The organism is Nonomuraea typhae, from assembly GCF_009760925.1.
Lineage (GTDB): Bacteria > Actinomycetota > Actinomycetes > Streptosporangiales > Streptosporangiaceae > Nonomuraea > Nonomuraea typhae.
Genome location: NZ_VRLV01000002.1, coordinates 855,980 through 880,934, shown reverse-complemented (window position 1 = coordinate 880,934; position 24,955 = coordinate 855,980). Strand labels below are relative to the sequence as shown.

20 protein-coding genes are annotated in these 24,955 nt (G+C 70.9%); 9 read left to right on the top strand and 11 right to left on the bottom strand.

Going from position 1 to position 24,955, the window contains the following annotated elements; all coding sequences use genetic code 11:
• Nucleotides 1-3 precede the first annotated feature (3 nt).
• From FVE25_RS10545 to FVE25_RS10535, 3 genes are read left to right on the top strand one after another with little or no spacing between them, the layout of a single operon-like run.
• Nucleotides 4-1,446 carry a complex I subunit 4 family protein gene (locus tag FVE25_RS10545; RefSeq protein WP_157246217.1) on the top strand — a complete coding sequence of 481 codons (1,443 nt, stop codon included), beginning with the start codon at nt 4-6 and terminating at the stop codon, nt 1,444-1,446.
• Nucleotides 1,443-2,780 (top strand): NADH-quinone oxidoreductase subunit N, encoded by a 1,338-nt coding sequence (locus FVE25_RS10540; protein ID WP_157246216.1) that lies wholly within the window; start codon nt 1,443-1,445, stop codon nt 2,778-2,780. Before FVE25_RS10545 ends, FVE25_RS10540 begins: the two co-directional genes overlap by 4 nt.
• Nucleotides 2,781-2,812: 32 nt before the next feature.
• Nucleotides 2,813-3,346, top strand: a complete 534-nt coding sequence (locus tag FVE25_RS10535) for a carboxymuconolactone decarboxylase family protein (protein WP_157246215.1) — start codon at nt 2,813-2,815, stop codon at nt 3,344-3,346.
• On the opposite strand, the gene FVE25_RS10530 is transcribed toward FVE25_RS10535, so the two are convergent.
• Nucleotides 3,297-3,872 carry a TetR/AcrR family transcriptional regulator gene (locus FVE25_RS10530; protein ID WP_157246214.1) on the bottom strand — a complete coding sequence of 192 codons (576 nt, stop codon included), beginning with the start codon at nt 3,870-3,872 and terminating at the stop codon, nt 3,297-3,299. The two genes, FVE25_RS10535 and FVE25_RS10530, sit on opposite strands and share 50 nt — an antisense overlap.
• A 132-nt stretch (nt 3,873-4,004) precedes the next feature.
• On the opposite strand from FVE25_RS10530, the gene FVE25_RS10525 reads away from it, so the two are divergent.
• On the top strand, nt 4,005-6,455 hold the full coding sequence (locus FVE25_RS10525) for a glycoside hydrolase family 2 protein (RefSeq protein WP_246266892.1): 2,451 nt from the start codon (nt 4,005-4,007) through the stop codon (nt 6,453-6,455).
• Here FVE25_RS10525 and FVE25_RS10520 read toward each other — a convergent pair.
• From FVE25_RS10520 to FVE25_RS10495, 6 genes are all read right to left on the bottom strand, one after another.
• Complete coding sequence (locus FVE25_RS10520; protein ID WP_157246213.1) at nt 6,452-7,450, bottom strand: aldo/keto reductase family protein; 999 nt, start codon at nt 7,448-7,450, stop codon at nt 6,452-6,454. The genes FVE25_RS10525 and FVE25_RS10520 overlap by 4 nt on opposite strands.
• A 5-nt stretch (nt 7,451-7,455) precedes the next feature.
• Nucleotides 7,456-8,466 (bottom strand): LacI family DNA-binding transcriptional regulator, encoded by a 1,011-nt coding sequence (locus tag FVE25_RS10515; protein WP_157246212.1) that lies wholly within the window; start codon nt 8,464-8,466, stop codon nt 7,456-7,458.
• 73 nt (nt 8,467-8,539) lie between these two features.
• Nucleotides 8,540-9,868 (bottom strand): GH1 family beta-glucosidase, encoded by a 1,329-nt coding sequence (locus FVE25_RS10510; protein WP_157246211.1) that lies wholly within the window; start codon nt 9,866-9,868, stop codon nt 8,540-8,542.
• Complete coding sequence (locus tag FVE25_RS10505; RefSeq protein ID WP_246266890.1) at nt 9,865-10,686, bottom strand: carbohydrate ABC transporter permease; 822 nt, start codon at nt 10,684-10,686, stop codon at nt 9,865-9,867. Before FVE25_RS10505 ends, FVE25_RS10510 begins: the two co-directional genes overlap by 4 nt.
• Nucleotides 10,683-11,588, bottom strand: coding sequence for a carbohydrate ABC transporter permease (locus FVE25_RS10500; RefSeq protein WP_246266888.1), 906 nt, complete (start codon nt 11,586-11,588; stop codon nt 10,683-10,685). Before FVE25_RS10500 ends, FVE25_RS10505 begins: the two co-directional genes overlap by 4 nt.
• Before the next feature lie 339 nt (nt 11,589-11,927).
• Complete coding sequence (locus FVE25_RS10495; protein WP_157246209.1) at nt 11,928-13,226, bottom strand: ABC transporter substrate-binding protein; 1,299 nt, start codon at nt 13,224-13,226, stop codon at nt 11,928-11,930.
• Between the two features lie 230 nt (nt 13,227-13,456).
• Here FVE25_RS10495 and FVE25_RS10490 point away from each other — a divergent pair, with 230 nt between their 5' ends.
• A complete protein-coding gene (locus FVE25_RS10490; protein ID WP_246266887.1) occupies nt 13,457-15,685 on the top strand; it encodes a glycoside hydrolase family 9 protein in 2,229 nt (742 codons plus the stop codon).
• Nucleotides 15,686-15,706: 21 nt separating this feature from the next.
• Entirely contained in the window at nt 15,707-17,149 is a 1,443-nt protein-coding gene (locus tag FVE25_RS10485) for a glycoside hydrolase family 6 protein (protein WP_157246208.1), read from the top strand.
• 40 nt (nt 17,150-17,189) lie between these two features.
• On the opposite strand, the gene FVE25_RS10480 is transcribed toward FVE25_RS10485, so the two are convergent.
• The gene (locus FVE25_RS10480) at nt 17,190-17,549 is read right to left on the bottom strand and encodes a winged helix-turn-helix transcriptional regulator (protein ID WP_157246207.1); all 360 of its coding nucleotides are present in this window, start codon (nt 17,547-17,549) and stop codon (nt 17,190-17,192) included.
• 94 nt (nt 17,550-17,643) lie between these two features.
• On the opposite strand from FVE25_RS10480, the gene FVE25_RS10475 reads away from it, so the two are divergent.
• Nucleotides 17,644-18,252, top strand: coding sequence for an NAD(P)-dependent oxidoreductase (locus FVE25_RS10475; protein ID WP_157246206.1), 609 nt, complete (start codon nt 17,644-17,646; stop codon nt 18,250-18,252).
• Here the strand turns inward: FVE25_RS10475 and FVE25_RS10470 are convergent.
• Entirely contained in the window at nt 18,236-19,843 is a 1,608-nt protein-coding gene (locus FVE25_RS10470; RefSeq protein WP_157246205.1) for a nitroreductase family deazaflavin-dependent oxidoreductase, read from the bottom strand. The two genes, FVE25_RS10475 and FVE25_RS10470, sit on opposite strands and share 17 nt — an antisense overlap.
• Nucleotides 19,840-20,427 carry a TetR/AcrR family transcriptional regulator gene (locus tag FVE25_RS10465; RefSeq protein WP_157246204.1) on the bottom strand — a complete coding sequence of 196 codons (588 nt, stop codon included), beginning with the start codon at nt 20,425-20,427 and terminating at the stop codon, nt 19,840-19,842. Before FVE25_RS10465 ends, FVE25_RS10470 begins: the two co-directional genes overlap by 4 nt.
• Nucleotides 20,428-20,564: 137 nt before the next feature.
• Between FVE25_RS10465 and FVE25_RS10460 the strand changes: the two genes are divergently transcribed.
• Complete coding sequence (locus FVE25_RS10460; protein WP_157246203.1) at nt 20,565-22,481, top strand: Xaa-Pro dipeptidyl-peptidase; 1,917 nt, start codon at nt 20,565-20,567, stop codon at nt 22,479-22,481.
• 62 nt (nt 22,482-22,543) lie between these two features.
• Nucleotides 22,544-23,248, top strand: a complete 705-nt coding sequence (locus FVE25_RS10455) for a hypothetical protein (RefSeq protein ID WP_157246202.1) — start codon at nt 22,544-22,546, stop codon at nt 23,246-23,248.
• A gap of 1 nt (nt 23,249) precedes the next feature.
• Here FVE25_RS10455 and FVE25_RS10450 read toward each other — a convergent pair whose 3' ends face one another.
• Nucleotides 23,250-24,953, bottom strand: coding sequence for a hypothetical protein (locus FVE25_RS10450; protein WP_157246201.1), 1,704 nt, complete (start codon nt 24,951-24,953; stop codon nt 23,250-23,252).
• Nucleotides 24,954-24,955: the final 2 nt, after the last annotated feature.

The window sequence follows — 24,955 nt, the reverse complement described above, 5'->3', positions numbered from 1 at the left end:
CGGGTGCTCGATCTGGTGATCTTCCTGCCGTTGCTGGCGGCGGCGCTCCTGGTGGTGCCGGGGGTCAGCGCGCGGTGGGTGTGGGCAGGGGCCACGGGGGCCGATCTGGCGCTGGTCGCGGGCATGTGGCTCGGTTACGACGGCGGGCTGGCGTACGAGACGCGGCTGCGCTGGATCCCGTCGGTGGGGGCCGGCTACCACGTGGGCGTGGACGGGCTGTCGTTGCCGCTGATCGCGATGACGGCGGTGTTGTTCCTGCTCTGCGCGGTCTACTCGTGGCGGGAGACGCGGCGGCCGCGGTCTTATGCGGCGTTGTTCCTGTTTCTGCAGACGGTCTCGATCGGGCTGTTCGCCGCGCTCGACCTGTTGCTGTTCTTCGTCTTCTTCGACCTGTCGATCGTGGGCATGTACTTCGTGATCGTCGGCTGGGGGCACGGGGATCGGGCCAGGTCGGCGCTGAAGTTCTTCCTGTACACCTTTCTCGGGTCGCTGGCGCTGCTGCTCGGCTTCATCGGGCTCTACCTCGGCGGCGGGACGTTCGACATGACCGAGCTGATCGCGACGCCGCCGGCGGTGCCCGCGGTGGTGCTGCTGGCGATCGGCGTGGGGCTGGCGGTGAAGACGCCGACGGTGCCGGTGCACACGTGGCTGCCGCCCGCGCACACCGACGCGCCCGCCGCGGGCTCGGCGATCCTCGCGGGGGTGCTGCTCAAGATGGGCACGTACGGCTTCGCCAGGATCGCGATGCCGATGCTGCCGGAGGCGTGGCGGGCGTACGCCTGGGTGATCATGGTCGTGGGCGTGGTCAGCGTGCTCTACGGCGCGCTGGTCGCCCTCGCGCAGGAGGATCTCAAGCGCCTGATCGCCTACACCTCGGTCAACCACATGGGCTACATCGTGCTCGCGCTGGGCGCGGCCGGGCTGGCCGCGGGGGCGGCGCAGGCCAGGGAGGTGGCGGTCAGCGGCGCGGTGACGCAGATGGTCAGCCACGGGCTGGTGACGGGGGCGTTGTTCCTGCTGACCGGTGTGCTGTGGGACCGAGCGGGAAGCTACGACATTTCGCGCTTTGGGGGGATTGCCGGGACTGCCCCGGTCTTCACGTCCATGATGGCGGTGGCGGCTTTCGCGTCCCTGGGGCTGCCGGGGTTGTCGGGGTTCATCGCCGAGTTCCAGATCTTCACCGGGGTGATCGGGGCCGGTGCGGTCGTGGCCGGCGTGCTGGGCATTCTGGGCATCCTGCTCACCGCGGCGCTGCTGCTGCGCGTCTTCCATCGGGCCTTCCTCGGTGGCCCCGGTGAGCTGGGCGTCTCCGACGTACGGCCGCGCGAGCTCTTCGCGATCGCGCCGCTGCTGGCGTTGTCCCTGGTGATCGGGGTGTTCCCGCGCTGGCTGCTGGACGTGGTCGAACCGGCCGCGGCGGCCGTCGTGAGCCTGGTGAGCCGATGAACGGGATGGCGGAGAACCCGCTCGATCTGCTGCCCGAGCTGTTCCTCCTGGCGGGGGCGGTGCTGGGCCTGCTGACCGGGCTGTTCCTGCCCCGGGAGCGTCAGGGTGTCGTGGCCTGGATCTGCGGGGCGGCCCTCGCGGGAGCGCTGGTGGCGACGGCCGCGGTCATCAGAAATCCCGATATGTCGGCATTCGAGGCGTTCGCCGTGGACCTCCCGTCGAACGCCGCCCGCCTCACCGTGGCCGCGGCCACCCTGCTCGTGCTCCCCCTGGCCAGGCCGTGGGCACGCGGCCACCGCCGTGAGAGCGAGGTGTACACGCTGGTCATGCTGGCCGCCCTCGGCGCCGTCGCGATGGCGGGGGCCGACGACCTGCTGGTGCTCGTCGCCGCCTACCTGCTGGCCAGTATCCCCGCCTACGCGCTGGCCGGGTTCGCCAAGGACGCCGCCGGCACCGAGGCGGCCCTGAAGTACTACCTGCTCGGCGCCTTCCTCGGCGTGCTCATGCTCGCGGGCGTCACCCTGGTCTTCGGTACGGCCGGCGCCACCGCCTACCCGGAACTGGACCGCGCCGCGCCCGGCGTCGCCGTCGTGCTGCTGCTGGCCGGGATGGTGTTCAAAGCGGGCGGCGTGCCCGGCCACTTCTGGGTGCCGGACGTGGCCGAGGGCGCCTCCCGGCCGGTGGCCGCGTTCGTGACGACGGTGCCCAAGATCGGGGCGTTCGTGGCGTTGTACCGGCTGGCCGCGGAGGTCTTCGACCAGTCCCTGCTGCTGGCCGTGCTGGCGGCGGCCACGATGACGCTGGGCAACCTGGCCGCCTTCCAGCAGGACAACGTGCGCCGCCTGCTGGCGTACTCGAGCGTGAGCCAGGCCGGGTACCTGCTCGTGCCGGTGGCCGTGGCCGGTCGTGCCGCGCTGGCCGAGCCCGCTCTGCTGTTCTACGTGGCCGCCTACGCGGTGACGAACCTGGGCGCGTTCGCGGTGGTCGCGGCGGCCGGCACGGACCGGCTCCCGGACTACGCCGGGCTGGCCAGGCGCTCGCCGTGGCTGGCGCTGTCGCTGGTGGTCTGCCTGCTGGGGCTCGTGGGGACGCCGCCGACGGCGGTGTTCGTGGGCAAGGTGCTGATGTTCGCCGCCGCCTGGCAGGGCGGGTTCGCCTGGCTGGCGGTGGTCGCGGCGGTCAACACGGTGGCCAGCGTGTTCTATTACCTGCGCTGGATCAGGCCCTTGTACAGCGGTGAGGGGCGGCTCCGGCCGGGCCGCGGATGGGTGGCGATCACGTGCGCGGGGCTCTCCGTGGTGCTGGGAATAGCGAGCGGGGTAGTCTTGCTGTGATACCCGCCTGGGGTATATCTGAAGGAGGAACCATGCGACGCCTGACCGCTCTGCAACCCGAGCAGGCTCCGGCCAGATCCCGCGAGATCCTCACCGAGATCGTCGAGCGACGCGGCTCGGCAGGGGAGATGATCTCCACCATGGCCCATTCGCCCGCCCTTCTGGAGGGCTACCTGGCCTTCTCCCGGGCGATGAAGCGGGTGAAGATCCCCCGGCCGCTGGCGGAGAAGATCTCGCTGGCCGTACAGGAATGGACCGGCTGCGCGATGTGCCGGCAGGCGCACGAGCGGGCCGCGCTCGAGGCCGGGCTCAGCGAGCAGGACGTGAAGCTGGCCCGTCAGGGCGTCTCCACGGACGCCCGTGAGACCGCGCTCATCGGCGTCGCCGTCCGCGTGCTGGCCGAGCCCGCTTCGTTCACCGACGAGGACGTCGCCGTGCTGCGCGCGCACGGCTGGAGCGACCGGATCATCGCCGAGGTGGTCGGGCTCGTCACCCTCAACCTGCTGACCGGCGCGTTCAACCTGCTGACCGGGATCGAGCCGCAAGCAGCGACCCCAGCGACGTGACCAGGACCCCGCCCGCCTCCGCGCGCTCGAGGCGGGCGGCCTCCACCTCCTGGGCGGCCGTGTGCAGCAACGCGAAGAACGCACTGACCTGCCAGGACACCGGCACGTCCGTCCGGAACTCCCCACTCGCCCGGCCGCGGGCGATCAGCGCCTCCACCCGCCGCAGCGGCTCTGCGTGCCGCTCCCGGATCCGCTCGGCCGGCAGCGCCCGGTCGGCGGCGACGAACAGGCGGCTGTGCCGGTTGAGGATCTCCCACGAGGAGGCCACCAGCCGCGCCACCGCCTCGGCCGGCGGAAGCTCCGCCAGCTCGGGGTCGTCCAGCGCCGTGTCGGCATCCTGGATCGCCCTGGTGATGATGGCGTCCACCAGGTGCTCGCGTGACGGGAAATGCCCATAAAGCGTCACCCGGCCCACGCCCGCCGCCTTCGCCACCTCCGCCACGCTCGCCCCCGGATCGAGGGTGAGCAGACGCTGTCCGGCGTCCAGGATGGCTTCGATGTTGCGTTCGGCGTCGGCGCGGACCATGCCCCCGACCTTAATGCCCCGCCCCGGACGCCCGCGTGCCGCACACTGGTGGACACGCCCCGCTCCGGCCGATCTTGACAACGTTGTCACGTCCGCCCTAGCGTCAACCCGGCCCCCACCAGTGGAGATGACGTGCGCACCCTGCACCAAGGATGGACCCTCACCGGCGCGGAGCACTCCGGTGTCCCCGCGACCGTCCCCGGCTGCGTCCACACCGATCTGCTGGCGGCGGGGCTGATCGACGACCCCTACCTCGACCGCAACGAGGAACGCCTGTCCTGGATCGGCCGCACCCCCTGGACCTACCAGACCGTCTTCAACTGGGCCGGCACCGGCGACGAACACGTGGACCTGGTCTGCGCCGGGCTCGACACGGTCGCCACCGTGCTCGTCAACGGCGTGGAGGCGGGCCGGACGGCCAACATGCACCGCACCCACCGCTTCCCGGTCAAGCGGTTGCTGCGGGAGGGCGCCAACAGGCTGGAGGTGCGGTTCGACTCGGCCTACGCCTACGCGGAGGCCCGCCGGGACGAGCTGGGGGACCGGCCGGGCGCCTACCCGGAGCCGTACCAGTTCATCAGGAAGATGGCCTGCAACTTCGGCTGGGACTGGGGGCCGACGCTGGTGACGGCAGGCATCTGGCGGGCGATCGGGCTGGAGTCCTGGTCGGGGGTACGGCTGGCCGAGGTCCTGCCCACCGCGGGGGCCGACGGCGAGGTGGAGGTGCGCTTCTCGGTAGAGGGCACGCCTCCGGCGGAAGCCGGCACCGCGGAGGAGGCCGGCGCTGCGGTGGCCGGTGCTTTCGCCGACGGCGTGCCTCCGGGCGGCGGCGTGCCTCCGGGCGGAGGTGCTGCTTCGGGCGTTGGCGCTGCTTCGGTCGAGGTCGTCGCGGACGTGGCGGGCGTCCAAGGACGTGTACGGCTGGCGGCGGGGCAGACGCAGGGCGTCATCCGGTTGCGTGTCCAGGATCCCGAGCTCTGGTGGCCCCGTGGATACGGGGAGCCCCGGCTGTACGAGCTCACGGTGCGGGCCGGTGACCACGTATGGAGCGGGCGGATCGGGTTCCGTGACGTGCGCCTGGACCGGGAGGCGTTCCGGCTGTCGGTCAACGGCGAGCCCGTCTTCGTCAAGGGGTTCAACTGGATCCCGGACGACTGTTTCCCGGCCCGCATCACCCCCGAGACGCTGCGCGAGCGCATGGGGCAGGCGATCGGCGCCGGGGCGAACCTGCTGCGGGTCTGGGGCGGCGGCGTCTACGAGTCCGACGCCTTCTACGACCTCGCCGACGAGCTCGGGATCATGGTCTGGCAGGACTTCCCCTTCGCCTGCGCCGCCTACCCCGAGGAGGAGCCCTTCACCGGCGAGGTCGAGGCCGAGGCGCGCGACAACGTGGCCCGGCTCATGCGCCACCCCTCCCTGGTCATCTGGTGCGGCAACAACGAGAACCTCGAAGGCCACTGGCACTGGAACTGGAAGAAGGAGCTCCGCGGACGCACCTGGGGCGGCGGCTTCTACCACGACCTGCTGCCCCGGGTCACCGCCGAGCTCGACCCGGCCAGGCCGTACTGGCCGGGGAGCCCTTACTCCGGCGCACCCGACCGCGACCCGAACGACCCCCAGCGCGGCACGATCCACATCTGGACCGTCTGGAACGCCCAGGACTACACCCATTACGCCGCCTACACGCCGCGCTTCGTGGCCGAGTTCGGCTTCCAGGGCCCGCCCGCGTACGCCACCCTGCGCCGCGCCTCCTCCGACCGGCCGCTCACCCCGGACTCCTCGCCGCAGAAGGCGATCGGCGGCCGGGACAAGCTGCTGCGCGGCCTCGGCGCCCACCTGCCGCGGCCGGAGACGTTCGACGACTGGCACTACCTCACCCAGCTCAACCAGGCCCGCGCCCTGGCCTTCGGCGTCGAGCGCTTCCGCGCGCTCATGCCGTACTGCATGGGCACGATCATCTGGCAGCTCAACGACTGCTGGCCGGTGACGTCCTGGGCCGCCGTCGACGGTGACGGCCGCGAGAAGCCCCTCTGGTACGGCATGCGGCGCGCCTACGCCCCCCGGATCCTGACTTTTCAGGACATGGAGCTGGTGGCGGTCAACGACACCGCGCAGCCGTGGGAGGGCGAGCTGGCGATCACCCGGATGTCCGTCCGGGGCGAGACGCTGGCCAAGGAGAGCATGGGCGTGCGCATCGAGCCCAGGGCGGTCCTGGGCGTCGAGCCCGCCATCGGCGACCTGCGGGAGGGCGAGCTGCTGGTGGCCGAACTGGACGGCGCCCGGGCGCTGCGCATGGCCGCCGAGGACCCGGACATGGGCTACCCGGAGGCCGCCTGCACCACCCAGGTGGAGGCCGTGGACGGCGGCGTGCGGCTGCGGGTGACCGCCCGGACGATCCTGCGCGAGCTGGCCGTCTTCCCCGACCGCCTGGATCCGGACGCCCGCATCGACGACCAGCTCGTCACCCTGCTACCCGGGGAAAGCGCGACCTTCCACATCCAGACGTCCCGCAGCCTCGACCCTGCCGCCCTCACCGCGTATCCGGTCCTGCGCTGCGTGAACGAACACCGCCCCGGCTCCTAGGGGCGCGACTGCGGGCTCAGGGGCCCGTCCAGGTCGCGTTCGACGATGTCGCCCAGGATCTCGTCGATCGCCTCCAGCGCGTCCGTCCCCAGCTTGACCCCGGCCGCCGCCGCGGACCCGGTGATCTGCTCCGGACGGGAGGCGCCCACGATGGCCGCGCTGACGTTCGGGTTGGCCAGGGTCCAGGCGATCGCGAGCTGGGCCAGGGTCAGCCCGTGGTCGGCGGCGATCGGGCGCAGGTTCTGGACGCGGGTCAGGACCTCGTCGGTCAGCAGCCGGTTGACGAACTGCCCGCCCACCGGGTCGGTGGCGCGGCTGCCCGGCGGGATCGGGGCGCCGGGCCGGTACTTGCCGGTGAGCACGCCCATCGCCAACGGCTGGAAGACGACCTGGCCGACGCCCTCCCGTTCGCAGAGGGGCACGATGTCGGGCTCGATGACCCGGCGCAGCATGTTGTACTGCGGCTGGTTGGCGACGATCCGGTCGAGGCCCAGGTCGCGGGCGATGCGCAGCGCCTCGGCGAGTTCGGGGGCGGTCCACTCCGACACGCCCACGTAAAGGATCTTGCCCTGCCGTACCAGATCGTCGAAGGCGCGCAGGGTCTCCTCGAGCGGCGTGCTGGAGTCGAAGCGGTGGGCCTGGTAGAGGTCGAGGTAGTCGGTGCCCAGGCGGCGCAGCGAGTCCTCGGCCGAGCGGATGACGTGCTTGCGGTTGAGGCCGCGGTTGTTCATTCCGGCGCCGGTCGGCCAGTAGACCTTGGTGAAGATCTCGACCTCGTCGCGGCGCACGGCGGCCAGGGCCCGGCCGAGCACCTCCTCCGCGCGGCCGTCCGCGTAGGCGTCGGCGGTGTCGAAGGTGGTGATGCCGGTGTCCAGCGCGGCGCGCACGCAGGCGCGGGCCCGGTCCTCGTCGATCTGCGCGCCGTGCGTGATCCAGTTGCCGTAGGCGATCTCGCTGACCATGAGACCAGAACGCCCAAGATGCCGAAATTCCATGAAATCTAGCTCGATTCGCGTATCACTAGGTGCGGAGTGAGGACCAGCGCCGCACGCGACGGACGCTCGCCGGAGATGAGCGAGCTCAGGAGCCTGACCATCTCCCGGCCCATGTCCTCGATGGGCTGGTGGACCGAGCTGAGCCCGGTGAACTGCGCGTGGCTGGAGTCGTCGAACCCGACCACCGCCACGTCCTGCGGCACCCGGCGCCCGGCCTCGGCCAGCACCCGGAGCGCGCCCACGGCCATCAGGTCGGAGGCGGCGAAGATCGCGTCCAGGTCCGGCACGCGCTCCAGCAGGTCCCGCATGCAACGGGCGCCGCTCTGCTCGGTGAAGTCGCCGTGCGCGACGAACTCCGGCAGGCCCGCCAGCATGAGCGCCTCCCGGTAGCCGCCGAGCCGGTGCAGCCCCGCGATCATGTCGATCGGGCCGGAGATCGTGGCGATCCTCCGGCGGCCCCGCGCCAGCAGGTGCTCCACGGCCACGTGCGCGCCCAGGTGGTTGTCCACGTCCACCATCTGCGGCACCACCTGCGGCCCGATCGAGCGCCCGCCCTGGACCGTCGGCACCCCGATGTCCACCAGGAACCCCGGCAGCGGGTCGTCCCGGTGCTGCGACAGCAGCAGGACGCCGTCCACGTGCCCGCCGGACAGGTACCCCTCCAGGTTCGCCCGCTCCTCCGGCGTCCCCGCCATGGTCAGCAGCAGTTGCCGGCCGGTGGCGGTGAGCTCGGAGGTGATGCCCCGGATGATGCCGGCGAAGAACGGGTCGGAGAACAACCGCGCCTCTGGCTCGGCGATCACCAGCGCGATGCTGTCGGTACGGCTGGCGGCGAGGGACCTGGCGGCGTGGTTGGGCACGTAGTTGAGCTCGGCGATCGCCCGCTCGACCAGGTGCCGGGTCTCCGGGCTGACGTTCTCTGACCCGTTGACGACTCGGGAGACGGTGCCCCGGCCCACGCCCGCGTGCGCCGCCACCTCGTCCAGCGTCACCCGTTTCCTGGCCCCGCTCACCATGGGCGTCTCCGCGCGGGTCTCCGTGCAAAACCCCGTGCGCGACTCCGTGCGCGACTCCGTGCGAGGGGTGGCACTAGAGGCCGCCCTTGCGGATCCGGGCGGCGTACCAGAGGGCGGAGTCCTTGGGCGTGCGCTTCTGGGTGGCGAAGTCGACGTGCACGATGCCGAACCGCTGGCCGTACCCGTGCGCCCATTCGAAGTTGTCCAGCAGCGACCAGGCGAAGTAGCCCTGGAGCGGCACGCCCCTGTTGACCGCCTCGGCGCAGGCCGAGATGTGCCGCTCCAGGTAGTCGATGCGGTCGGCGTCGTGGACCGCGCCGTCGGGGCTGACGGTGTCGGCGAAGGCGGCGCCGTTCTCGGTGACGTAGAGGTCGATGGGCGGGTAGTCCTTGACGATGCGCTGGAGCAGGTCGAGCAGGCCGTTCTCGTCGATCTCCCAGCCCATCGTGGTGCGCTCGCGGCCGCCGTCGGCCCAGTGGGCGGATTCGGCGCCGATCCACGGGGTGGTGCCCGGCGGGGCGGGCTCGCCGGCGGCGATCAGCGCGGGGGAGTAGTAGTTGACGCCGAGCATGCCGATCTTGCGGGAGATCACGGCGAGGTCGCCGTCCTTGACGTGGCCGAAGTCGCTGAGGTGGGCGAGGTCGGCACGCACGTCCTCGGGGTAGGCGCCGAGCAGCACGGGGTCGATGAACAGGCGGTTCTGGATGCCGTCGATCCTTCTGGCGGCGTCCACGTCGGCGGGCGCGGTGCTGGCGGGCGTCACATGCGACATATTTAGCGTGATGCCGATATTTCCGGACAAAAGAGGCACTGCCAGCCCATGCCCCAGCAGCAGGTGATGAACCGCCTTCACCGCCTCGGCCGGCTCCTTGCGCCCCGGCGCGTGCTCACCGTTGGCGTACCCCAGCAACGCCGAGCACCAGGGCTCGTTCAACGTCGTCCAATTGGCCACGCGATCACCCAGCGCCGCATGCACGATGTCGGCATAGTCGGCGAACCGGTAGGCGGTGTCGCGGTCGGGCCACCCCCCGGCGTCCTCAAGGTACTGCGGCAGATCCCAGTGATAGAGCGTCGGCCAAGGCGTGATGTCGCGTTCCAGCAAGGCGTCCACGAGCCGCCGGTAGAAGTCCAGACCGGCCTGGTTCACCACCCCGCGCTCCGGCACGATCCGCGGCCAGGCGATCGAGAACCGATACGCCCGCAGCCCCAGCCCGGCCATCAGCTGCACGTCGTCGAGATACCGGTGGTAGTGATCGCAGGCGACGTCCCCGTTCTCGCCGTTGCGCACCCTGCCCGGCACGCGGCTGAAGGTGTCCCAGATGGACGGCCCTCTGCCGTCGTCCGCGAACGCCCCTTCGATCTGGTAGCTGGACGTCGCCGCGCCCCAGAGAAACGTGCTCATGCCTTGACGGCTCCTTCCATGATGCCGCCGATGATCTGGCGGCCGAAGACGATGAAGACGACGAGCAGCGGCAGCGTGGCCGCCAGCGTGCCGGCGAACATCAGCGTGTAGTCGGTGTAGTACTCGGTGGCGAGCTGGCTGAGCGAGAACTGGACGGTCGGGTTGTCGGCCTCCAGCACGGCCCGGGGCCAGATGAACTCGTTCCAGGTCCCCATGAACGTGAAGAGCGCGAGTACGGCGGCGCCCGGCCGCAGGGCGGGCAGCACGACGCTCCAGTACACGCGGAAGCTGGAGCTCCCGTCGACGACGGCCGCCTCGATCAGCTCGTCGGGCACCGCCCTGATCGCGTACTGCCGCATCAGGAACACCCCGAAGGCCGACACCAGGAACGGCACCACGACCGCCTGCAGGGTGTTCTGCCAGCCCAGCTCCACCATGACCATGTAGAGCGGGATGATCCCCATCTGGACCGGGATCATCATCGTGCCCAGGACGATCACCAGCAGCGCGTTGCGCCCGCGGAAGCGCAGTTTGGCGAAGGCGAACCCGGCCAGCGAGCAGAAGAACACGGTCGAGACCGTCACCGCGACCGACGCGATGGCCGAGTTGAGCATGCCGAGCGCGAAGTTGGCCTGCTCGGCCTCGAACAGCCGGGTGACGTTGGCGCCCAGCTCGCCGCCGGGTGTCAGGGGCGGCGGGTACTCGCCCACGACGTCGTTGGTGCGCGTGGCGATGACGAACATCCAGTACAGCGGGAAGACGGAGATCACGATCGCGATGAGCAAGGTGAGATAGACCAGCTTGTTGTTCCTGATCACTTCAGCCTCCGGGAGATCAGGAAGTGCACCAGCGCGATCAGCACGATCAGGATGAAGATCATCCAGGCGACGGCCGAGCCGTACCCGTAGTCGAACTCCTCGAACGCCTGCTGGAACATGTACATCGCGGCCGTCTGGAACTGCCGCAGGCTGCCGCCCGACAACTCGCCCTGGCCGAACAGCAGCGGCTCGGTGAACAACTGCATGCCGCCGATCGTGGACATGATGACCGTGAAGATCACCGCCGGTTTGATCATCGGAATCGTGATCTGCCAGAACTGCCGCGCCTTCGACGCCCCGTCCAGCTCGGCCGCCTCGTACAGGTCACGCGGGATCGACTGCATGGCCGCCAGGTAGATCAGCGCGTTGTAGCCGGTCCAGCGCCAGTCGACCATGACCGCGATCGCCGTCCACGACGACCACTTGTCGGCCTGCCAGTCGATCGGGTCCACGCCGGCGAGCCCGATCGCCCAGTTGGCCAGGCCCGCGTCCCGCGAGAACAGCTGCGAGAACACGATGGCCACCGCCGCGATCGAGGTGATCATCGGCGCCAGCACGCCCATCCGCAGGAACGTCAGCCCGCGCAGCGGCCGGTTGAGCAGGCCGGCCAGCACCAGCGCGATCAGCAGCTGCGGCACGCCGGCGACGACCAGCATCCCCACGGTGTTGCCGACCGCGTTCCAGAAGTCCGGATCGGCGAGCAGCCCGGCGAAGTTGTCCAGCCCGACGAACCCCTGGTTCCCGCTGACCAGATCCCACTTGTGCAGCGCCACCCAGGCCGTGTAGCCCAGCGGGAACAGCCCGAAGACCGCGAAGATCACGAAAAAGGGCACGATGTAGAGGTACGGCGCCACCGCCCGATCCACCCGCGACCCCAGCCGGCCCCGGGGCACCTTCTTCACATGTGCCCCCCGGACAGAGGGCGGCACCTGCAGGTCAAGGCCCATCAGGACTCACCGCCCGCGCCGGAGAAGGGAGCAGACCGGGGGCCGGGTCCTCCACCGGATTCGTGCGCCTCCGGCAGGGGTCGTGTGCTTTGGATCCGGGAGGCGGCCCCGAGGCGCGTTCCGGCCTGGATGCGTTCACCACGGCGCGGGCCGACGACAGGCCGTGACGGCGGGGACCACGTCCGACGTGAGAAGCGATCCCCACGACACGCTGACCGGCGGCGGCGGGTGGCGGCGGCTTGGCTCCGCCGTAAGAGATCGCGCGGAAAGGCGCGTCACGGCGAGTGCGCACAGTCACTTGGCGGATCGCTTGGCGTCTTCGAGGGCCTTGGACCAGGCGGCGGAGACATCCAGTTTCCCCTGCTCCAGAGCCTGCAGCGCCTCGCCCACGCGGTCGCCCACCGCCTGGTTGTCCGGCCCGAGGTAGACCGGTTTGAGCGTCTTGGCCGACTCACCGAAGATCTTGCCGACCGGCGCGCCGTTGAAGTACTCGTTGGTGAACGCCTGCACCGCCGGGTCGTCGATGGCCTGCGGCGAGGACGGGAAGTTGCTCTCGGCCTTGAACGCCGCGAGCTGCCCCTCCGGGCCGGTGAGGAACGCGGCCAGTTCGGCGGCCTCCTTCGGGTGCTTGCTCTGCTTGGGCACGGCCAGGAACGAGCCGCCGCGCACCGCGCCGGAGCCGGGCACGCGGGCCACGTCCCACTTCCCGGCCAGGCCGGGCCCCGCCTGCTCCTTGATGAGGCCGAGCATCCACGCCGGGCAGGCGATGGTGGCGAAGGAGCCCTTCTTGAAGCCGGCGTTCCACTGCGGGCCCCACATCTGGAGCTTGGCCGACAGCCCGGCCGTGACCATGGCGGTGGTGGTGTCCCAGGCGGCCTTGACGCCGGGGTTGGTGTCGATGACGAGTTTGTTCGCGGTGTCGAAGTAGGTGTGGTCGCCCTGCTGCATGAGGACGTTCTGGAAGATGCCGCCGGCCGAGTCGAAGAACTTGGCCTCCTTGCTCGCGGCCACGAACTTCTTGCCGGTCTCGAGGTATGCCTGCCAGGTGGGCCAGAGCTTGCCGACCTCCTCGCGGCCGGCGGGCAGGCCGGCCTGTTCGAACAGGTCGCGGCGGTAGCACATGCCCTGGGCGCCGACGTCGGTGCCGAGGCCGATGAGCGTCTTGCCGTCGGGGGTCAGGGCCTGCTTCCACTTCCAGTCCAGGAACTTGTCCTGGAGCGGGCCGGCGCCGTGGTCGAGCAGGTTGACGAAGTTCTCCGGTTTGGCCATGAACTGGACGAGGATCCCCTCCTCCAGCGCGACGATGTCACCGGCGCCGCTGCCCGCGGCCATCCACTGCTGGAGCTTGGGGAGGTAGTCGCCGAGCTGGGCGATGTTCTCTTCCTTGATGGTGATGTCCGGATGCGTGGCTTCGTACTTCTTGTACAGCTCGTCGTAGCCGAACTTGCTGAAGGTCTTGACGACCAGCTCGATCTTCTCGCCCGCCTGCGGGGTGCCTTCCTGCTTGGCCGTGCCGCCGCCGCACGCGGCCGTGGCCACGAGCCCGGTGATCGCGACCGCCGCGAAGAGGCCACGGCGAACCTGTGTCGTCATGTGGGGGGTACCTCTCTGGGAAAATGCACCGAGGACCTGCGTTTGACGCCGCCGGCACCGGTGTCGGTCTCCCGTTGGGAGCGCTCCCATCGACGTTAGACCATGGTTCCGGTCGCGCAAAAGAGGTCCGACATAACAGAAAATTTACCGATTAGGTGGGGCTTGACCCTGACCTGTCGCGTCAGTAATGATCGCGCCGACGCCGCCGGACCGCACGAGAGAGGTCCGGCATGTCCTTTCGTTCGCGGCCGGCGTGCGCGCTGACCATGGGCCTGACCGCAACACTGACCGCAATTCTGGCCGCAATCCTGGCCGTAACCCCGGCCGCAATCCCGGCCGCCGCCCTGACCGTCACGACTCCGGCCGCCACCCCCTACGAGCGCGTGCTCAACGGCACCTTCGACGGCGGCTCCAAGGAACCGTGGTGGAGCAGCGAGACCACGCCCTCCCGGGCCGAGGGCGGCAGGCTGTGCGCCGACGTCCCGGCGGGCACCGCCAACCCGTGGGACTCGATGATCGGCCAGAACGACATCCCGCTGGAGAACGGCCAGCCGTACAAGCTGACCTTCACCGCGGTGGCCACGAGGAGCGTCACGATCAAGGCGATCGCCCAGATGAGCGGCCCGCCGTACACGACCCCGATCGCGGGTGAGGCGCAGGTCGGCACGAGCCCGCGCGCCTTCGAGATCACCGGCACGTCCACGATCGCCGAGACCAAGTCGCAGATCGCCTTCCAGATGGGCGGCGCCGCCGAGGCGTACACGCTCTGCCTCGACGACATCTCCTTCACCGGCGGCGTGATCCCGCCCGGCGGCGTGCGCGACCTCGGCTCGCCGGTGCGCGTCAACCAGGTCGGCTACCTGCCGGGCGGGCCCAAGCGGGCGACGATCGTCACCCCCGGGACCCGGCCCCTGACCTGGCGGCTCCTGGACGCCTCGGGCCGGGCGGCCGCCACCGGCACGACGCGGGTCTTCGGCGCCGACGCGATGTCCGGCGACCACGTCCACACCGCCGACTTCACCCGATACCGGACGCGCGGCACCTTCCGTCTCGCGGTCGGCGCGGACGTCAGCGAGCCCTTCGAGATCAGCGAGAGCCTGTACGGCCGGCTGCGCACGGACGCGCTCGCGTACTTCTACCACAACAGGTCCGGCATCCCGATCGAGGCGAAGTACGCCGGCGCCGCCTACGCCCGCCCGGCCGGGCACGCCGGCGTGGCACCCAATCGGGGCGACCTCGACGTCCCCTGCGCCCCCGGCGCCTGCGACTACCGCATGGACGTGCGCGGCGGCTGGTACGACGCGGGCGACCACGGCAAATACGTGGTCAACGGCGCCCTGGCCGCCTGGCAGCTCATCGACGCCTACGAGCAGGCGGGTGACGTACGGCTGGCCATCCCGGAGACCGGCGGCGGGATGCCCGACGTCCTCGACGAGGCCAGGTGGGAGCTGGACTTCCTGCTGCGCATGCAGCGCCCGGACGGGATGGTCCACCACAAGATCCACGACGCCGCGTGGACCGGGCTGCCGCTGCGGCCGGAGGCCGATCCGCAGGCGCGCCTGCTCTTCCCGGTCAGCACGGCGGCGACGCTGAACCTGGCCGCCGCCGGCGCCCGCTGCCACCGCGTCTACCGGCGCTTCGACCGCGCGTTCGCAGCCCGCTGCCTCGCGGCGGCGACGAAGGCGTGGGCCGCCGCGCACCGGAACCCGGCGCTGTACGCCCCCGCCGAGAGCGTGGGCGGCGGGCCGTACGACGACACGAAGGTGAGCGACGAGTTCTCCTGGGCGGCGGCCGAGCTGTTCGCGGCCACCGGGCGGCGCTCCTACCTCAAGGAGGTCACCACCGGGCTCACCGCGGAGAACTTCTCCTGGAAGGAGACGGGCGGGCTGGCCGACCTGGCGCTGGTCAGAGTGCGCGGCAGGCTCGATGTGGTCAGCCGTCTCCGGCTGGCTGCGCGGCTGGTCAAGGTCGCCGACGGGCATCTGGCCGATCTGCGGGCGCAGGGGTACGCCAACCCGTTCCTGCCCGCGGACGGCAGGTACGTCTGGGGCTCCAGCAGCGCCACGGCCAACACGGCGCTGGTGCTGGCGTACGCCCACGAGCTCACCCGTCTGCCGAAATATCGGGAAGGGGCGCTCGAATCGCTGGACTACCTGCTCGGCCGCAACGCGCTCAACCAGTCGTACGTCACCGGGTACGGCGAGCGGGCCAGCAAGAACCAGCATCACCGGTTCTGGGCGCACCAGCTCGACCCCGCCCTGCCGTACCCCGCGCCGGGATCGCTCGCCGGCGGGCCGAACAGCGGCCTGCAGGATCCGGTCGCCCAGCGCAACCTGCGGGGATGCGCTCCGGCGACGTGTTATATCGACGACATCGGCTCGTATGCGACCAACGAGGTCGCCGTGAACTGGAACTCCGCCCTGGCGTGGCTGACCGCCTACGCCGACACCACCACCTGAGACCCAAAGAAGGGTGATGTAGTGCGATTTTTCGCAGTCAAAGCCACAGTGGCGCTGATCTCGGTCGCCGCGGCCGTCTTAGTGGCGCCCGCCCCGGCCTCCGCCGCCGCCCAGCTCGTCGGCAACAGCACGTTCGACGGCGGCGTCGCCGGTTGGAAGCAGATCGACCAGGCCGAGGTCACCGCCGACGCGGGCCGGATGAAGGTCCGGGCCAAGGCCGCCGTCACCAACCCGTGGCAGGCCATGACCGCGGCCGACACCACCGCCACGCTGAACCCGGGCAAGACCTACACGCTCTCCTTCGACGCCCAGGGCTCGGCCGCCTTCGAGGCCACCACGACCGTGCAGTACCTCAAGACGCCCGGTCAGAACCAGTCGCTGGGCACCGCCTTCCCGGTCACCACCGGCAGCAGGCGCTACCTGTACACGTTCACGGCCAAGGCGCCGATCGACACCTCGGACCTGACCGTCGAGGTCACCTTCCAGATCGGCCGGCCGAACCTGACGCCGACGGTGTGGTTCGACAACGTCTCGCTGATGGAGACCTCGTCGGCCCGGCCGGCCGGTCTGTTCGTCTACGGCGAGTCCAACCCGGCGGTGTGGGTCAGGAACAACTGGAACGCCGACCGGACCCGGGCCGAGGCGATCAACAACGGCATCGCGACCAAGCCGATCTTCATGTGGTTCGGCGGCTGGTTCGGCGACCTGACCAAGGCGGTGGACGACTACGTGGGCGCCGCGCAGAAGGCCGACAAGCTGCCCATGCTGGTCGCCTACAACATCCCCTACCGCGACGCCTGCGCGACCGAGTCCAACGGCGGCGCCCCTGACGCGGCCGCGTACCATACCTGGATCACGACGTTCGCCAAGGCGATCGGCAGCCGGCACGCGGTCGTGATCCTGGAGCCGGACGCCGTCGCCGCCGCCCCGTGCGTGACGCGGGTCGGCGGGAAGGAGGACGACCAGTACAAGATCCTTCTCGACGCCACCCAGGTGCTCAAGGCGAACGCGCCCAACGCCTGGGTCTACCTCGACGCGGGCAACTCCGGGTGGGTGACCGACAAGAACAACCTGGTCACCCGGCTGGGCAAGGCCGGTATCGCCAACACGCGCGGCTTCTCGCTGAACGTCTCCAACTACAAATGGACCGCCGACACCACCGCCTACGGCACGGACGTCAAGAACCTGCTGGCGCCGGCCCACGGGACCAAGACGTTCGTGATCGACACCAGCCGCAACGGCAACGGCCCCTACGGCGGCGACGCCGATCCCGGCGACGACTGGTGCAACCCGCCCAAGCGCAAGCTCGGCGCGGTTCCGGCCAAGCCCGCCTCAGGCGCCGAACACCACTTCTGGGTCAAGGTCCCCGGCGACTCCGACGGCAGGTGCGGCATCGCGCCGGACACCCCCGCCGGGCAGTTCAGCCCCAGCCTCGCGATGGCTCTGATCAACGGCAACCCGTGACGGACCGGTGTGCCCCTTCCGCGGGGGGAGGGGCACACCCTCACGCCCGGCCGTCGCCGACCGCCCGCGCGGCCATGACATCCTGGACGTACTGCTCGGCCCAGTCGGTGATCGCCTGGATGGGCTCCTGAAGGGAGTGCCCGAGCGGGGTCAGTGTGTACTCCACCCGGGGCGGCACCTCGGCGAAGACCTTCCGGGTGACCAGCCCGTCGGCGGCCATGGCCCGCAGGGTCTGGGTCAGCACCTTGGGCGTCACCCCGCCGATCATGTCGCGCAGTTCGGTGAAGCGCTTGGGCCCCTCGCGGAGGCTGAGCACGACCAGGACCGACCACTTGTCGCCGATCCGGTCGAGGACCAGCCGGGTGGGGCAATCCGGGTCAAAGGCATCGCCGTTCTTCATGGTTTCCCAAAGGTAGCAATGGCACGTTGAAGTAACCAGTATCCAACGGATACTTTCCTCTTCGCAACCGCTACCGCTCTCGAGGAGGCCCACCATGAACATCTTGCTGATCGGCGCCAGTGGAATGATCGGCAGCCGGGTCGCCGCCGAAGCCACCGGCCGCGGCCACCAGGTGACCGGTGTGACCCGCTCCGGAGCCGGCGGCACCCATGTCGCCGACGCCGCCAACGCCGAGGCCGTCGCCGCCCTGGCCAAGGGCCAGGACGCGGTGGTGCTGTCCATCGCCCCGCCCAGGGACGGCTCAGAGCCCGAGGCCCCGCTGCTGGCCGCCGGTCGCGCGGTGCTCGCGGCCCTGCGCACCGCCGGCGTGGACCGCCTGGTGATCGTCGGCGGCGCCGGCAGCCTGGAGGTCGCCCCCGGCACCCGCCTCGTCGACACCCCCGACTTCCCCGAGATCTACAAGAAGGAAGCGCTCTCCCAGGCCGCGCTGCTCGACGTGATCCGGGCCGAGGCCGGCGACCTGCGCTGGACCTACGTCTCCCCGGCCGCCCAGATCGCCCCCGGCGAGCGCACCGGCGCCTACCGCAAGGGCGGCGACACCCTGGTCGGCCTGTTCATCTCCGCCGAGGACTACGCCGTGGCGCTGGTGGACGAACTGGAGAACCCGACCACCCCGTCCCAGCGCATCAACGTCGCGCACTGAACCGCACGAACGGGATCTGCGCTCCGATCCGCCGGAAGTCCTGGTCCTCGTCGAAGCCCAGGAACCTGCACAGCCGCCGGGCCGCCGCCGGGTGCATCGAGGCATACGTCTCCATGATGTCCGCCCCCTCGTCGGCGGTCAGCGGTACGGCACGCGCCCGGCGGGCATGGGCGCCGATCTGGATCGTCACCTCCGGCGTCTTGCGCACGTTCCGGTACCAGTCGGACCCCGCCCCGAACCCGGAGACCGCGATCACCGCGCTGCCCTCGTGGGCCACGACCTCGACGACGGCCTGCCGCGGCAGCCCGGAACCGCGCCCGGTGTGCGTCAGCAACATCACCCGGCGCGGCATCAGCCACCCGAGCCCGGCACGGTAGAGCGCGATCGGCAGCCGCCAGAGCCGGCGCCGCCAGCCCTTCGGCGGCCGCGCGCGGACCGGCAGGATCGTGCCGGCTCCGAACTGCCGTCGCAGCACCGGCGCGAACGCCTTCCTGGTGACCACGCGCATGACCGTCCGCTGCGCCACGAGCCCCGCCCGGGAAGCCGGGATCAGCGTCTTGGTGAACAACAGCGCGTTGCGCTGCCGCCTGGCCACCTCCGGGCGCATCCGCCGCTCATAGCGGGCGAAGGCGCGCTCGGGGCTGTCCTCGTCCCGCAGCGCCTCGGCCAGCAGGTAGGCCCCGCCCATGGCCATCGAGACGCCCTGCTCCGAGACCATGGTCATCGACCCGCAGGCGTCGCCCACCAGCGCCACCCTGCCGCGGTGCCAGGAGGGCATGACGATCTGCGTCATCGTGTCCATGAAGATCTCCTCGCCGGCCGGCGCGTCCTCCAGCAGGGACGGGGTGATCCATCCCATCCCGTCGAAGGTGCTCCTGAGCAGATCCAGCCGCTCCGCCCTGGGTACGGCGGCACGGGCCCTGGACCGGAAGATGAACAGCGCCACCACCTCGCCCGGGCGCCCCGTCGGATGGACCACCGTCATCCGGCCGGGCTCGGTGTAGTGCGCCCTGATCGGCCCCAGGTCGTAGCGGTCGGGCACCGGGTACGACGCCAGCTTGTATCCCAGGTAGCGGGCGAAGCGCTCCTCGGCGCCGAAGGCCAGCTCCCTGGTCACCGAGTGGATGCCGTCCGCGCCGATCAGCGCGTCGTAGTGCTCCTGGCCGCCGGAGGCCAGCGTCACGTCGACCCCGGTCGCGCCGGGCCGTACCTGCGCGATGCTCTCCTCGAAACGGATGTCGACGTCGTCCTGAACCGCCTCCATCAGCGCACCTTCCAGGGTGCTGTGCATGAGCATGAGATAGGGGCCTTTGACCACCCGCTCGAGCAGCGGCTTGGACAGGTGCGCATGAGCCCGGCCCGAGGCGTCCACGAGGCCGATCGAGTCGATCGGCAGCCGCTCCCGCGCCAGCCGGTCGCTGATCCCCATGCGCGAGGCCACGTCGTAGCCGGTGCCGTAGAAGCTGATCTCGTAGACGCCCAGCCGCCCGCGTGCCGAGTGCTCCACGACGACCGGTTCCATCCCGAACCTGCGCAACCAGTAGGCGAGCGTGAGTCCCGAGACTCCGCCCCCGCAGATCAGCACCCTCATCCCAGCATCCCTTCCACCGCGTTGACCGCCTTTCCGACACCCAGCTCCGGGTCGAGCAGGTAGTGCAGCATCAGCCCGTCCACCGCCGCGGTGACCAGCACCGCCACGCCCGCACACCGCTCCTCGCCCCACTCCGGCCGGATCCGCCCGAGCCACCGCGCGACCTGCTCCCTGGCCTCGCGGAGCTGCTCGCGCAGCACGTCCCCGAGCTCCGGGTCGCGGGCCGCCCCGGCGATCACCTCGACCGCCAGGCGCGTGGCCCGCTCGTCTCCGGTGGTGGCCTCGCCCATCAGCCGCCTGATCGCGTCCAACGCGGCCCGCTCGTCCCCGGCGGCGAGCACCTGCTCCACCAGCGGCCCGATGATGAGGTCCCCGGCCGCGCGGGCGATCGCCGCGTGCAGGCCGGGCAGGCCGCCGAAGTGGTAGTGGATCAGGCCCGGGTTGGTCCCGGCGCGCTCGGCGACACCCCGTGTGGTCACGGCGGGCCAGCCGTTCTCGCAGAGGAGGGCGATGCCCGCCGCCACCAGCTCGTCGCGCCTTCTGTCGCCACGTGGCGAAGTTGGCCGATCGGCCAAGTTAGTCATACGGCCAAATTAGCACACGACCGTCCGGCGGGAGCAGCAGAGCCATCGCGTGGTCCCGGCCGGCGGAGGGGGTTGATAGGTCGGGGGCTTCGTGACACATTGCGGATGCTTTTCGTCAAACGTCACGGAGGACACGCGTGCCACAATTAGCCCCAGTCATCACCGCGGTCGCCGTCACCCTGGCGCTCGCCACCCCCGCCCAGGCGGCCGCCGACCCGGCCGTCACCGTGGCGAACGGCCGCACCCAGCCGGTCTTCTCGTACGCGGACGCCGTGCGCGAACACGTCTACGTCGAATCGCCCCTGGACGGCGACGCCGACGGCAAGCTCGACCGGGTCCGGGTGGACATCATCCGCCCCAAGGAGTCGGGCCCCGGGCTGAAAGTCCCGGTCATCATCGACGAGAGCCCCTACTACGACAATTCCGGGCGCGGAAACGAGGCGGAGCGGAAGGTCTACGATGCCGCCGGGAATGTCGTGAAGTTCCCGCTCTTCTATGACAACTTCTTCGTGCCACGCGGCTACGCCGTCCTCAACGTGGACATGCTCGGCACCACGCGCTCCGACGGCTGCCCCGACGTCGGCGGCAAGGCGGACGTGCTCGGCGGCAAGGCCGTCATCGACTGGCTCAACGGGCGCGCCAGAGCCTTCCGCGCCGACGGCAGCCCCGCCGTGGCCGACTGGACCAGCGGCAAGGCCGCGATGATCGGCAAGTCGTACGACGGCACGCTGGCCAACGCCGTCGCCGCCACCGGCGTGGACGGCCTGAAGACCATCGTCCCGATCTCGGCGATCAGCTCCTGGTACAAGTACCAGCGCTCCAACGGCGTGATCTACAACTACAACTACGCCTCCTGGCTGGCCAACTACGTCGACACCGACCCCGAGGCGAAGTGCCAGGCCGTCCGCGACAAGATGGACGCCGAGGACGGCGACGACACCGGCAACTACAACGCCTTCTGGGCCGAGCGCGACTACATCAAGGGCCTGCTCGGCGACGTCTCCAAGGTCAAGGCCAGCGTCTTCGTCGCCCACACCAGCAACGACCTCAACGTCAAGCCGGACAACTTCTCCATCTGGTGGCAGAAGCTGGCCCAGCGCAACGTCCCGCGCAAGATCTGGGTCGGCCACTACCAGCACGTGGACCCGTTCGACTTCGAGGGGCGCCGCGACCTGTGGGTGGACACGCTGCACCGCTGGTTCGACCACTGGCTGTACGGCGTGCGGAACGGCATCATGAACGAGCCCAGGGCCGACGTCCAGCTCTCGCCCACGCAGTGGGTCACCCAGCGCGACTGGCCGGCGCCGCACGCGGTCAAGGTGCCCCTCAGCCCGGCCGCCGACGGCTCGCTCGGCCTGATCCCGGCCCGGCGCGGCACGACGGCCGCGTTCACCGACCTCCGGCTGTCGGAGGAGCAGATGGTCGCCGACATCGGCACCCCCCAGCCCGGCCGGGTGGCGTTCACCACCGGCGCGCTCCCGCTCGACCTGCGCCTGTCCGGCACGCCGACCGTGGACCTGCGGGTGGCGCTGGACAAGCCGACGTCGAACCTGACCGCCCTGCTCGTCGACTTCGGCGAGGACACCCGCGTCGACTGGCGGCGCGGCCTCGGCATCACCACGATCGCCGAGGAGAGCTGCCACGGTGAGAGCACGGCGCAGGACGACGCCTGCTACAAGAAGACGATCACCAACGTGGCCACCCGCCCGCTGGAGATCGTCGCCCGCGGCTGGATCGACGTGCAGAACCGCGACTCGCTCACCGAGCAGAAGCCGCTGCCGCCCGGCACGTTCGCGAAGGTCTCGTGGGACACCCTGCCCCACGACTACACCTTCAGGAAGGGCCATCGGCTCGGCCTGGTGATCGCCGGCACCGACGCCAACTACAGCGGCGAGGCCGGCACGGGCGCGCGGGTGACCGTGGACCTGGCCAAGAGCCGGGTGCTGGTGCCGCTGGTGGCCGGCACCCCGCTGACCAGCGTGCCGAAGGACACCTCGACGTTCCGCGGCCCGGCGCTGCTGGACCTGCCGGAACCGGAGAACACCTTCTTCTAGCCCACCCCGGCCCGGGGCCGAGCACGGCCCCGGGCCCCTCTTTCCGCGTTGTGGGGAGTCCGATGACACACCCGTACGACGCCGGCCGCCGCCGGGAACCAGCCGGGGGACAGCCGGAGGAAGCGCGACCCGACCTGTGGGAGAGCCGCCCGCGCACCTCATGGCCGGGGCAGGGGGACGACCGCTACGACGAGCCCGACGAGCTCGCGGACCGGCCGGACGGCGGGCTGCTCAGGCTGCGGGCGGCCGCGCCGGTCGCCGCCGCGGTGGTGGCGCTGGCCGGGGCCGGCGTCTGGCTCGGCCTCGGCAACGGTACCGGCGCCCCGGACCCGGTCCCCGTGGCCGCGGGGTCGCCGGGCGTGAGCCGCATGCAGGTGCCGGGCCAGGAGGTCGTGATCACCCCTTCGCCGGGCCGTACCACCGACAGGGCGCAACCACCGGCGACCGCCCAGCCCGTGCGGGCGAAACCGACCCCGCGGCCGGCGACCCGGGAGCCGAGTGTGAAACCCGTCGCCGAGCCGTCCGCCCGGCCCTCGGTCAAGCCGTCCACCAGGCCGTCGCGCAAGCCGACGGCCAAGACCTCCGCGAAGCCCAGCGCCAAGCCGTCGGCCACCCGCAAGCCGACACCCGAGCCGTCCCCCAAGCCGTCGGAAAAGCCCTCCACGACACGGCCCCCGACACAGCCACCCGCGCAGCCGACGGGCGGCGAGCCCGAGCCCACCTGCGACAACTGGGTGGACTGCCACGACCTGCCGCCCGACTTCTAGCTCACACCAGCACGAAGATCTCGCTGACCCCCTTCGCCAGCGCCCCGATGTCCGCGCTCACGCTCACCTCCGGGTTGGCCGGGTCGAAGAGCACGGAGAGCCGCTCCCGCATGCCCTTGGCGATCAGCGCCTTCCACACCTCGTTCGGCTGCAGCCCGGCGTCGAGGATGCGGCGGTGGTCGGCGTCGTAGCTGATCCGGTGTCCCCACAGCGTCACGGTCTGGGCGCCGAGCCCGATCGCGTTGCCGACCCGGGCGTCGACCTCGGCCCGCGCGCGCTCGGCCCCCCACGGAGAGCTCTGGTCGCCGTGCGTCAGGCCGTACTCGCGCGAGCCGACCTGCACCACGGCGTCCCAGCCGAGCGCCTTGACCGCCATCCACTGCGCCTGCGCCGCGATGGCCGGGGTGATCGCGCTCTCCTGGCCGTCGAGGGTGACCTTGAAGGTGCCGTACGACTTGCCGAACAGCCCGGAGGCCACATACACCCGGTCCACGCCCGAGGTGCGGATGTAGTCGTCCACCCGCGAGCGCGTCACCACCGGGTAGCGCGAGCGCATGTCCGTCACACACGCCTGGGAGGAGCCGCACCCCAGCTCGGGCACCACGACCCCCATGGCCAGCCGCTTGCCCGGCAGCTTGGCCCGCAGCGCGGCGGTCGCCTCCGCGACGAACTTCTTGACCTGCGCCGCCGAGGTGAAGTCACGGAAGCCCAGGTAGTCGGCGAACTTCACGCCCACCACGCCCGGCTTGCCCGCCGCCGCCACCAGCTTGCTCACCGCCGCCCGGAACTGGGCCTCACCGGCCCGGTAGTCGTCGGCCAGATCGTTCTCCACCCAGATGCGCAGGCCCGCCTTCCCGGCCGCGGCCAGCGCGTGGCCGACCGGGTTGCCCGAGCTGACGGTGGGCCCGGGACCGAGGTCGGCCGACGGGCTCGGGCTGGGCTCCGACCTGGGCTCCGCCCCGGGGTCCGTGCTGGGCTCCGACCTAGGGTCCGTGCTGGGCTCCGACCCGGGGTCCGTGCTAGGGGCCGTGCTGGGTCCGGCGTCCTTGGGTACGGCCGGCGCCGCCGTCCTGGCGCCGGGCGGGGCGCTGCGCTCCTCGCCGGCAGGCTGCGACGGAGCGGGATCGGGCTGGGAACCCTGGGCGTCGGGCGCCGAGGCGTCCCCGGCGGGTTCGGCCGGCTGGTTCACGCCCGGAGGCGGGCTGGTCAGCACCTGCTTCTCGCCGTTGACGTAGCGCTCGTAGGTGACCTTCCTGTTCACCATGTTCGTGCACTTGTACCACCCGCTGGGCAACTCCTCGCAGAACGTCTGGCCGCCTCTGCAGTCCGGCTCCTTGGACAGGTCCGTCTTCTGGTTGCAGCGCACATAGCTCTGCGGCAGCGGCTGGGCCTTCTCCATGTTGGCCCCGCCGTCGGCCGCCCAGAACGCCGCCACCTTCGCCGCGTCCTGCGGCGGGGTGAGCCAGTCGCACACCACGTACGACGGCGTGTCGGCGGGCATCAGATCCGCACACGAGTCGCCCTGCCGTACGTCGACGGGCGTCTCCGCCGCCATGGAGGGCCGCTCGCCGGAGGCGTCGGAACCCGGGACGCTGCCCGGATCCGCCAAGGCGAGGAACGGCATGAAGAACACGAGCGCGATCACGATCCCGACGACCGCGAACTGCTTTTCACGCCGCGTGATACCACTGAAGAAATCTCTCATCA